An 11,358-nucleotide genomic window follows, 5' to 3' on the forward strand; every position below is an offset into this window, starting at 1 on the left:
GGGGTGCTAGGTTTTGCACACGTTGGAAAATCACACAAGGGAGTGTTCCATGCAACGCCATCTCCTCCGGCGACGCGCCCTGCTCGCGTCCGCCGCCCTCGCCGCCGGGGCACCCGCCCTCGCCGCGTGCGGACCCGACATCGCCTCCGACGGGGAATCCGGCGGCTCGAGCCTCCTCAAGGCCCCCGACCGCACCGAAGGCGAGATCACGATCTGGGACCGCTCCGGCGACCTCTTCGAGGTCTTCGAGGGCGTCATCGCCGACTTCAACGCGAAGTACCCGGACATCACGGTCAACCACGTCGCCGTCGACATCGACGCGAAGCTCCAGAACACCCTCATCACCGGCGCCGACGTGCCCGACGGCGTCTTCCTCGACGACGCCAAGGTCGGCGGCTTCACCGACTACCTGTGGGACCTCAGCGACGTGCTCGCCCCTTACGCCGCGGACATCGCCCAGCAGAAGCTCGACGTGAACACCGTCGCCGGCGGCGTCTACGGCGTCCCCTTCGACCTCGACCCCGGCCTGCTGTTCTACAACGCGACTGCCCTCGAGGCCGCCGGGATCGACGTGGCCGCCATCGCCACCTACGACGACCTCCTCCAGGCCGCCCGCGACTACCAGGCCGCCGTGCCCGGGTCCGCGCCGATCCACCTGGAGCAGTCCGCGTTCCTCGGCCAGCTCCAGCTGGAGATGTACGCGAGCCAGCTCGGCACCTCCATCGCCGACGCCGACGGGGCCCTCCGCCTCGACACCCCCGAGTTCGAGCGCATCCTCACGTTCCTCGACACCATCCGCTCCGAAGGCCTCGGCACCCGCGCCGAGTACCTGACGCCCACCGACATCGCCGAACTCGACAACGGCAACCAGGTCTTCTACCCGTGGGCCATCTGGTTCTCCTTCGCGCCCCAGCAGGTCCTTACCGAGACGGCCGGCGACTGGCGCGCCGCCCAGCTCCCCGCGTGGGACGCCGGCGGCGCCCGCTCCGGCGCCATGGGCGGCTCCTCGTTCGTCCTCCCCAAGGACGGCCCGAACGCCGACCTCGCCTGGCTCTTCTACGAGTTCCTCATGTTCGACGAGGCCGGCTACACCGCCGTGTGGGGCCCCGGCGACGTCTACCCCGAAGGCCTCGCCACCTCCATCCCCAGCTACACGCCCGCGGCCGACCCCGCCAAGCCCCTGTACACCGAGATCACCGCCCTCGGCGGCCAGGACCTGTGGACCGTCGCCACCGAGGCCGGCGCCCAGATCCCCGGCGGCACGCCCACCCCCGCCTGGTGGGCCGGCGCCGTCGACTACCTCGGCAACAACGTCCAGCGGATGCTCGACGGCGACATGACCCCCCAGGAGGTCCTCGCCCAGTCCAGCGAGGACATCCAGACGAACCTGGTCGACCGCCAGTGACGGCCCTCGCCGCCCCGCCCGCGACCCGGCGCGCCCCTCGCGCCGGGCGCGGGCCCCGCATGCGCCGGCGCCTGGCGCCCTACGTGTTCGTGCTCCCCTTCGTCGCGGTCTTCGTCGCCTTCAGCGTCTACCCGCTGTTCTTCACCGCCCGACTGAGCTTCACCGACTGGCGCGGCACGGGGGCCGCCACCTGGGTCGGCTGGGACAACTACACGTACCTGCTCACCAATCCCGCGTTCTGGTCCTCCCTGGGGAACTCCGCGGTCCTGTGGCTGCTCATCGTCCCCGTCCAGATCGTCCTCGGCATCCTCGTCGCGGTCCTGCTCAACAACGCGAAGCTGCGCCTGCGCGGGCTCTACCGGGTCGCGTTCATCGTCCCGTTCGTGACCCCGCTGGTGGCCGTCGCCCAGATCTGGGTCGTCCTGTTCGACCAGCGCTACGGGGCCGTCAACGCGTTCCTCGGCCTCTTCGGACTCCCCGACACCGGCTGGCTCACCACCAGCGCCTGGTCCAAGCCGACGCTCGCGCTGCTGTTCCTGTGGAAGACCACCGGGTTCATCGTGATCATCCTGCTCTCGGGGCTCCAGTCGATCAACGCCTCCATCTACGAGGCCGCCGACCTCGACGGCGCCTCCAAGGCCCGGCAGCTGTGGAGCATCACCGTCCCGCTCCTGCGGCGCACCATCGGCTTCGCCGTCGTCCTCCAGACGCTCGCGGTGTTCCAGATGTTCGCCGAGCCGTTCGTGGTCACCCAGGGCGGCCCGTACGGCTCCACCACCACCGCCGGCTACTACCTCTACAACCACATCACCCGGGCGGACCTGGGCACCGGCGCGGCCAACTCGTTCCTCCTGGTCGTGCTCGTCATGGCGCTCTCGCTCCTGTTCGTCCGCCTGCTGCGAGCGAAGGACTGACGATGGCCGCCAACCCGGAACGCACCCGGCTCCGCATCGGCTCGCACCTGTTCCTGATGCTCCTGCTGGCCGCCTTCCTCTTCCCCGTCGCCTGGGCGCTGCTCTCGGCGTTCAAACCCGCCGACGACATCGTCCGCTCGCCGCTGACCTTCGACGTCACGACCTTCACGCTCGACAACTACACCGCGATGTTCCAGGACGTCCCTATCGGACAGGGCTTCCTCAACACCGCCGTCGTGCTCCTGCTCAAAGGCGCCGCCACCATGTTCTTCGCCCCGCTCGCGGCCTTCGCGTTCGCGAAGTACCAGTGGGCCGGCAAGCACCTCGTCTTCGGGGCCGTCCTCATCACCCTCATGCTCCCGACGATCGTCCTCATCATCCCGCTGCTGCTGGAGATGAAGGAGCTCGGCTGGGTGAACACCTACCAGGCGCTCATCCTCCCCGGCGCGGTCGACGCGTTCGCGATCTTCTGGATGCGGCAGGTCATCTCGGCCGTCCCCGACGAGCTCCTCGACGCCGCCCGCGTCGACGGCTGCGGCGAGTTCGCCATCTTCTGGCGCGTCGTCGTCCCCGTCATCCGCCCCGGCCTCGCCGGCCTCGGCGTCCTCACCGTCATGAACATCTACAACGACTTCGTCTGGCCCGTGGTGGCCGCGAGCACCGAGCGCATGGCGACCCTCCAGGTCGTGCTCTCCACCCTCGCGCAGAACATCACCGGCAACCGGATCGGCGCCGACTACGCCACCGTCACAGGCGAACTGCTCGCGGCGAGCTCCGTCGCACTCATCCCGCTGCTGGTGCTGTTCATCCTGCTCCAGCGGCACTTCATCAACGGCATCCTCGCCGGCAGCGTGAAAGGCTGACGCATGACCCTCCCACCCGAGACGCCTCGCCCGGAGACCGTGCCTCCTGGTACTCCGCGAGCGGAGTACCCCCGCCCCGACCGGGACCGCTCGGCGCGCTGGCAGAACCTCAACGGCGCCTGGGACTTCGCCGCCGACGGCTACGAGGGCCCGATCACGGTCCCGTTCGCGTGGGAGAGCCGTGCCTCGGGGGTGCGGCGGACCTGGCTCGAGCACGGGACCTACCGCCGCACCGTCACCGCCCCCGGCGACTGGGCCGGCGCCCGCACCGTCCTCAGCTTCGGCGCGGTCCACCACCACGCCGCCGTCCGCATCGACGGCACCCTCGTCGGCGAGCACACCGGCGGGTACGAGTCCTTCGAGTTCGACGTCACCCACGCGCTCGCCCCCGGCGTCCCCGCCGTCCTCGAAGTCGAGGTCACCGCCCCCGCCGACAAGCGCGCCATCGCCCACGGCAAGCAGCGGTCGATCCCGCGCGACGACTACGACGGCGTCTCCTTCACGCCCACCTCCGGCATCTGGCAGACCGTGTGGCTCGAAGCCCGCGGCCGCACCTACGCCGAATCCGTGGTCCTGCGCGGCGACTCCCTCACCGGCATCGACGTCACCGTCGTCCTCGCCGGCGACGCCCCCGCCGGGACGGCCGTGACCGCCGCCGCCGACACCGGCGAGACCATCACCCTCACTGCTGACGCCGACGGCGTCGCCAAGGGCCGCATCGACATCGCCGACCCCGTCCTGTGGAGCCCCGAGCGCCCGCACCTGTACCGCGTCGAAGTCCGCACCGGCGACGGTGACGCGGCCGACCGCGTCGCGGCCACCACCGGCCTGCGCCGCTTCGAGGCCCGCGGCGAGGAGCTGCACCTCAACGGCGAGCGGATCTACCTCCGCGGCGTCCTCGACCAGGGCTACTGGCCCGACACCGGCCTCACCGCCCCCGACGCCGCCGCGCTCCTGCACGACCTCGAACTCGCCCGCGGCCTCGGCTACAACCTGGTCCGCAAGCACCTCAAGTTCGAGGAGCCCCTGTGGCTCCACGAGGCCGACCGCACCGGCATGCTCGTCTGGGCCGAGCCCGCCTGCCCGAGCCGCTTCTCGCCCGAGGCCGCCGCCGCGTTCGAGGCCCAGCTGCCCGCCATGGTCGAGCGCGACGGCAACCACCCCAGCATCGTCATCTGGGGCCTCTACAACGAGGAGTGGGGCCTCGACTGGGACATTCCCGGCAGCGCCGCCCGCACCGAGGCCGCCGTCCGCGCCTACGACCGGCTGCGCGAACTCGACGCCACCCGCCCGATCGTGGAGAACTCCGGCTGGTCCCACGTGCGCACCGACCTCCTCGACTGGCACTACTACGAACCGCACCTGGGGAAGTGGAAGGACGCCGTCGCCCGCCTCGCCTCCGGCGAGCAGGAGGACTTCCCGGTCCGCCTCGGCCCCGACTTCGTCGTCGACAAATCCCTGTACGGCGACGACGCCTTCCCGCGCGTCGGCGTCCCCGTCGTCAACAGCGAGTACGGCGAGGGCTTCACCAGCCTCGAACGGACCTGGCACCTGCGCTGGGAGACCCAGGAGCTGCGCCGCCACGACCGCTTCGCCGGGTACGTCTACACCGAGTTCGCCGACGTCGAGCACGAGGCCGCCGGCCTCCTCGACGCCGACCGGCGCCCCAAGGACTGGGGCGGGGCCGTCCCCGCCGACGTCAACGCCGACACGGTCCTCGTCCTCGACCTGGTCCCGCTCGCCGCCGGCGCCGACGTCGCCGCCCCCGCGGCCGCGTTCAGCGTCGACGTGCACGTCTCCCACCACGGGCCCGCCGCCGTCTCCGGCACCGTCCAGGCCGCCTGGGTCGCCGCCGGCGCCCCGCTCGGCACCGCCGTCCCGGCCCCCGACACGGTCTCCGACCCGGTCAAGGCCGACCCGTTCCGGCTCTCGCCCGCCGTCGCGCTCGCCGTCCCCGCCGTGGACGGCCCCGCGCGCCTCCTCGTGTGGCTCGCCGACGACGAGGGCCGCGTCCTCGCCCGCGCCTTCCTCGACGCCGCCGAGGTCGAGCCCCCGAACCGCCGCGGCGCCCGCCCCGGCGAGTTCGCGGACGCCCCCCGCCCCGGCCTCGCCTGAGCCCCGCGACCGGCGCCCCGACCCGGGGCGCCGGTCCGGACCCTGGGATCGCATTGACATGCCGCCGGACGCGACCTAGCTTGTACTGGCAAGCGTTATACCGGTAAAGCAGACCAGGCCTGAGGAGCACCCACCCGTGAACCGACCGATCGTCCGCCACGCGCCAATCGTCCCCGGCGTCCCGCACCTCCTGCACGGCGGCGACTACAACCCCGACCAGTGGCGCGCCTCCAAGGAGACCACCTGGAAGGAGGACATGCGCCTCGCCCGCCTCGCCGGGATCAACACCCTCTCGGTCGGCATCTTCGCCTGGGCCGCGCTCGAACCCGAGGAGGGCCGCTACGAGTTCGGGTGGCTCGACGAGATCCTCGACCTCATGGCCGAGAACGACCTCACCGCCGTCCTCGCCACCCCCACCGGCGCCCGCCCCGGCTGGATGAGCCGCGCCTACCCCGAGGTCCTGCGCGTCAACCGCGACCGCACCAAGAACCGCCACGGCGGCCGCCACAACCACTGCCTCACCTCGCCGGTCTACCGCGAGAAGACCACCGCGGTCAACACCGCGCTGGCCGAGCGCTACCAGGACCACCCGGCGCTGGGCGTCTGGCACCTCTCCAACGAGTACGGCGGGGAGTGCCACTGCGACCTGTGCCAGGAGCGCTTCCGCGCCTACCTCCAGACCCGCTTCTCGTCCCTCGACGAGCTGAACGAGTCCTGGTGGACCGCGTTCTGGGCCAAGACCTACGGCGACTGGTCGCACATCGAGTCCCCGTCCGAGCACGGCCACGGCGAGCAGGACATCCACGGCCTCCAGCTGGAGTGGATGCGGTTCACCACCGAGCAGTTCGTGGACTTCTACGAGCACGAGACCGCGCCGCTCAAGGCCATCACCCCGGACGTGCCGCGCACGACCAACCTCATGGGCACCTACCCGGGCATCGACTACTACCGGCTCGCGCAGGCCCTCGACGTCGTCTCCTGGGACTCCTACCCCGAGTGGACCGGCACCGGGAAGGACGTCGCCAAGGGCGCCCGCGCCTCCTTCCTCCACGACCTGACGCGCAGCCTCAAGGGCAAGCCGTTCATGCTCATGGAGTCCTCGCCCTCGGCCACGAACTGGCGCCCCGTCGCCAAGCTCCACCGGCCCGGCGTGCACCTGCTCCAGTCGCTCCAGGCCGTCGCCCACGGCTCGGACACCGTGCAGTACTTCCAGTTCCGCAAGGGCCGCGGCGGCTCCGAGAAGTTCCACGGCGCCGTCGTCGACCACGAGGGCACCGAGCGCACCCGCGTCTTCCAGGACGTGGCCGAGGTCGGCGCCCGCCTCGCGGAGCTCGACGGGGTCGTCGGCACCGACACGCCCGCCGACGTCGCCGTCGTCTACGACTGGCACCTCCGCTGGGCCCTGGAGGACCAGAAGGGGATGCTCCAGGGGCGCACCGACTACGAGGGCGCCGTCGTCGCCCACTACCGCGCGTTCTGGGAGCAAGGCGTCCCCACCGACGTCATCGACTCCTCGCTCATCGCCCGGCCCGGGTACCTCGACCGCTACAAGGTCCTCGTCGCCCCGATGCTCTACATGCTCCGCCCCGGCGTGGCCGAGGCGATCGACGCGTTCGTGCGGCGCGGCGGCACCTTCGTCGCCACCTACGCCACCGGCTACGTCGACGAGCACGACCGCACCTTCCTCGGCGGCTTCCCCGGCCCGCTCCGCGAGACGCTGGGGATCTGGGCCGAGGAGATCGACGCGCTGTACCCCGAGGACCGCAACTCGATCGAGTGGGACGGCGCCTCCTACGAGGCCGTCGAGCTGTGCGAGCTCATCCACGCCGAGACCGCGGAGACCCTGGGCGCGTACGGGTCCGACTTCTACGCCGGCCGCCCCGCGCTCACCGTGAACCGCCGCGGCGAGGGCCGCGCCTACTTCGTCGCCGCCCGCACCGGGGACGACTTCCTCGCCGAGTTCTACGGCCGCGTCGTCGCCGAGTCCGGCGCGGAGCGCGCCCTCGACGCCGACCTCCCGGCCGGCGTCACCGCGCAGGTCCGCACCGACGGGACCACGGACTTCGTGTTCCTGCTCAACTTCAACCCGGCCGCCGCGAGCGTCGAGACCGGCGGCGGGACCGTCGAGCTCGCCCCGTTCGGCACCGCGGTCGTCGAGCGCGCCCGCGCCTAGCGCCGCGAGAGGCCCCCCGCCGAGACTGCTCGGCGGGGGGCCTCCGGCGTCCTTCCGCTAGTTGATGATCAGGTCGAACGTGGTCGTGTTGTTCCGGATGTCCTCGTGGTTGCCGCTCAGCTCGAGGCCGTTGAAGACCGCCTCACCGACCGCCGGGCCCTGTCCCGCCTCGGGCATCTCGTTCACCCAGATGCCGATGCCGGACTTGGACTGGAACTCGTCGCCGCTCAGCTGCGCCCCGGTGACCGACACGTCCGTGAACACCGTGTCCGTGACCGGGTGCTGCGGCGAGCCGCCGGTGTAGTTGGTCTGGAACATGATCCCCGAGTAGGTCGGGTCCACGATGTCCACGTTGGAGACGCGGATGCCCTGGAAGACCTTGGACGCCGAGAAGATCCAGATCCCCGGGAACGTCTGCGCGCCCCAGAAGTGGCCGCCGGCCCTGACGATCGAGATGTTCTCGAAGTTCGTCGTCGGGCTCGACCCGAAGCCGTCCATCGGGTAGCCGAAGTCCAGCGAGCTGATCGTGATGCCCGAGTAGACGAGCGTGTCGGCGATGTGGATGTCCCGGAACGTGTTCCCGGTGCCGCCGTAGACGGCCAGGCCCGCGGCCCGCCAGGTGAGGATCGAGGTCAGGTTCTCGTACACGTTCCCGGTCTGGAGGCCGCCGCCCGCGTCGGTGGCGGCGAACAGCGCGAAGCTGTCGTCGCCGGAGGCGCGCGACTCGACGTTCTGGACCAGGTTCCCCGAGCTCCCGTTCGTCATGTTGATCGCGTCCGCGAACAGGTTGCGCGCCCGAGAATCAGTGATCTCGATGTTGTCCATGTTGGAGCCCCAGAACATGCACACCTGGTGCTCGGTCCACGTGTTGTCGATCGTCATGTCCGACACGTTCTGCCAGTCGAACACCTTGCCGGGCCCGTCGATCCGGGAGGTGTAGTTCCCGAAGTAGGCGAACCCGGAGAACGTCGAGCCGTTCGCCGTGGCGTCCGCGCGGAACCCGACGTCGGTGTTCTCCTGGCCGGTCGGCGCGTAGAACCGGGTGTACCAGGGACCGGCGCCGATGATCTCGACGGCCCCGCCGTACACCTGGAACTTCGAGGACGTCGCGTAGTCGCCCGCGGGCAGGTACACCCCGAGGAGGTTCCCCGTGGTGTCCATGCGGACCTGGTCGAGGGCGTTCTGGACCGCCTGGTGCGTGAACCCGCTGGGCTCGACGTACCGCGACTCGTCCGGGTTCGCGATCGGCGCGACCTCTTCGAGGCTGATGAAGTCGATCGCGTAGTAGGCCGCGGTGTTCGCCGCGTCCTTCTGGAGCCGGATCGTGCTCCCCGCGGGGATCACCTCGTCCAGCAGCACGTTCGCCTCGTCGTAGATGTGGCGGGCCGCGCCGGAGCTCGGCGAGTTGTTCGGGCTCGCCTCGGCCCCGTACAGCCACGCGTACTTCGAGGTGAGCGTGATCGGCTGGAGCAGCTGCCCGTCGACGTACAGGTTCAGCGTCGAGGTGATGCCCCCGCCGCCGGCCGCGTCGGGGATCGCGAAGCGCGTCACCAGCGTGTTGGTGTCGGTGGTGGTGGTGAACTGGACGTACTCGCCGGTCCCGTCGAGGACCACGGCCTGGCGGCCGCTGGCCTCGCCCGCGAGGTCGCCGATCCTCCGGTTCGGCGCCAGCACCTGCGCGCCGCCGCCGGGCGCGGCGTGCTCGGCCTCGTCCAGGGTGTACGGCATGTCGGCGCCGCGCCCGACCGAGAGGGTCCGGGTCGTGGTGTTGTTGCCCTGCTTGACGGCGTGCTCGTTGCCGTCCACGGCCACCGCGACCTCCACGGTGTACTGGCCGTCGGCCGCGGTCCACGACCCCAGGTCGATCGCGCCCGAGCTGCCGCCCGCCGCGATCACCCCGGTGTGCGAGCCCGAGAGGGTCCGCACCACGGCGCCGGTCTCGTTGTCCACCACCTTGAGCGTGACGCCGTGGGCGCCGCTCGCCGAGGCGAGGCTGCCCTGGTTGCCGATCGTCACCGAGAAGTCCACCGCGTCGCCCGCCGCCGGACTGCTCGGCGTCCACGAGACCACGCTCGCCACCAGGTCCGAGGTGGCGATCTGGCTGACCGTCAAAGCGTCCGGGTGCGCGTACTCGTTGTCGGACTCGTCGGCCTCGACGACCGACCCGCTCGGGTCGACCTCGGCCCCGAGCTCGTGGTCGCCCGCGGTCAGGGACCCGACCGCGGCGCTCACGGTCTGCGAGGCGCCGGCGGCCAGGCCGCCGACGGTCGCGGAGCCGACCACCTCGCCGTCGAGGACGAGGTCCACCGCGCTGGTGGGGGAGGCGACCTCGCCGGTGTTCGCGACCGTGGCCGAGAGGGTCACCGCGTCGGTCTCGCTCGGCGAGGCCGGGCTCCACGACATGCCGGTGACCTCCAGGTTCGGCGCGGGCGCGGCCTCGCCGAACACCTGGAACTCCGCGACCTGCCCGTTCGGGGCGCCCGTGTTCCCGGTGAACTGCAGCCGGATCTCGCCGTACGTGCCCGAGACCGGGATCGTGACCGTGTTGCCCGAGGCCGGATCGAAGGCGTACGCCGCCGACGCCTTGATCTGGTTGAACGTCCCGCCGCCCGCGTCCCGCGCGAGCACCGAGAACGTCTGCGTCCTCGCGCCCCACACGGGATCGGGGTTGAGCTTGACGACGACCCGGTCGAGTTCGGCGTTCGCGCCGAGCGAGACGGTGAGCGTGCTCGGGTAGGCCCCGTTGGCGCCCTCCCAGTACGTGGTCACGTCGCCGTCGTTGGCGTTCGCCGCCGCGAAGGTGTGCACGGTGGACGACGCCGCGATCGGCTTGCCGACCGCCAGCTCGCCGGTCTGCGACGGGGCGCCGGCCTCGCCGTAGACCTCGAACTCCGAGAGCTGCGCGGCGGGCCAGCCGGTGTTGGCGGTGAAGACCAGCCGCACGTACCTGGCGTCGGTGTCGGGGAGGTCGATGCTGACCGTGTTGCCGCTGCCGGGGTTGAAGGTGCGGCCCTGCGCGGCGGCGAGGGTGGTGAAGTTCGCGCCGTCGGTGCTGCCGCGCACCTCGACGGTCTGGGTCCGGGTCTGCCAGGCGGGGAGCGCGGGCAGTTCGAGGACCACCTCGCTGACCTCGGCGACGGCGCCGAGGTCGACCTGGATCCACTGCGGGAAGGCGCCGTTGGGGCTCTCCCAGTAGGTGCCCTGGTTCCCGTCGGCCGCGTTGCCCGCCGTGTAGCCCTGCACGTGGCCGCTGGCGGTCATCGTCTTTCCCGCCGCCAGGTTCGTGCCGTCCGCCGCGTGGACCGCGGCGGCCGGCACCAGCGCTGCCGCCACGGCGGCGACCGCAGTCGCCGCCGCGATGGCGAGGCGCATGAGTTTCATGATGGCTCCTTGTTCGGGGGAGGCGCATTCCCGATCCACTGCGGCGCGTTGTGAGGCATTTCCGCGCACCACTCAGTAGATCGACATGCGTCGATCTGTAAGGGAGTCTGGAGGTATGAAGTGGCTGGATGAAGAAGGTTTAGCGCTATACCTAATTGGAGATTCTAATGCCAGGAAATTATGCTTGTCAATACGTCGCCGACGAATGGCGCACACCGGTCCCCATGGGAGCGATCGGCAAAATCGGGTCGCGAAACCAATTCCCGGGACACGCGAAGACCGGGGCCCCGGCCCGCCTGCACGGTGGCGGATCGAGACCCCGGTCTGCTCTAGGGGGGTGCTATGGGAAGGGCGCTACGCGAACGGGTCGTCGTCCTCGTCCTCAGGACCGCCGCCCCACGTGTCCTCCTCCTCCACGAGCCAGTACTTCTTCTCGTGGTCCTGGTCGTCGCCGGGCCCGGGCCCGCCGGGGCCGCCGCCCATCATGCCGCCGCCGTGGACGCCGCC

At 71.0% G+C, this 11,358-nt stretch carries 6 protein-coding genes; 5 read left to right on the forward strand and 1 reads right to left on the reverse strand.

Going from position 1 to position 11,358, the window contains the following annotated elements:
- The first annotated feature begins 49 nt into the window (after positions 1–49).
- From ABD419_RS22550 to ABD419_RS22570, 5 genes are all read left to right on the forward strand, one after another.
- Entirely contained in the window at positions 50–1,405 is a 1,356-nt protein-coding gene (locus ABD419_RS22550; RefSeq protein WP_344491542.1) for an ABC transporter substrate-binding protein, read from the forward strand.
- A gap of 59 nt (positions 1,406–1,464) precedes the next feature.
- The gene (locus ABD419_RS22555) at positions 1,465–2,319 is read left to right on the forward strand and encodes a carbohydrate ABC transporter permease (protein ID WP_344491545.1); all 855 of its coding nucleotides are present in this window, start codon (positions 1,465–1,467) and stop codon (positions 2,317–2,319) included.
- Positions 2,320–2,321: 2 nt separating this feature from the next.
- The gene (locus tag ABD419_RS22560) at positions 2,322–3,182 is read left to right on the forward strand and encodes a carbohydrate ABC transporter permease (RefSeq protein ID WP_344491548.1); all 861 of its coding nucleotides are present in this window, start codon (positions 2,322–2,324) and stop codon (positions 3,180–3,182) included.
- A gap of 3 nt (positions 3,183–3,185) precedes the next feature.
- Complete coding sequence (locus ABD419_RS22565; protein WP_344491551.1) at positions 3,186–5,297, forward strand: glycoside hydrolase family 2 protein; 2,112 nt, start codon at positions 3,186–3,188, stop codon at positions 5,295–5,297.
- 136 nt (positions 5,298–5,433) lie between these two features.
- A complete protein-coding gene (locus ABD419_RS22570) occupies positions 5,434–7,470 on the forward strand; it encodes a beta-galactosidase (protein ID WP_344491554.1) in 2,037 nt (678 codons plus the stop codon).
- Positions 7,471–7,527: 57 nt separating this feature from the next.
- Here ABD419_RS22570 and ABD419_RS22575 read toward each other — a convergent pair whose 3' ends face one another.
- Positions 7,528–10,851: a discoidin domain-containing protein gene (locus tag ABD419_RS22575; protein WP_344491557.1), complete on the reverse strand. Its 3,324-nt coding sequence runs from the start codon at positions 10,849–10,851 to the stop codon at positions 7,528–7,530.
- Between the last annotated feature and the right edge of the window lie 507 nt (positions 10,852–11,358).

Origin of the sequence: Glycomyces endophyticus, assembly GCF_039531525.1 — a bacterium.
In the GTDB taxonomy this organism is placed as follows: domain Bacteria; phylum Actinomycetota; class Actinomycetes; order Mycobacteriales; family Micromonosporaceae; genus Glycomyces; species Glycomyces endophyticus.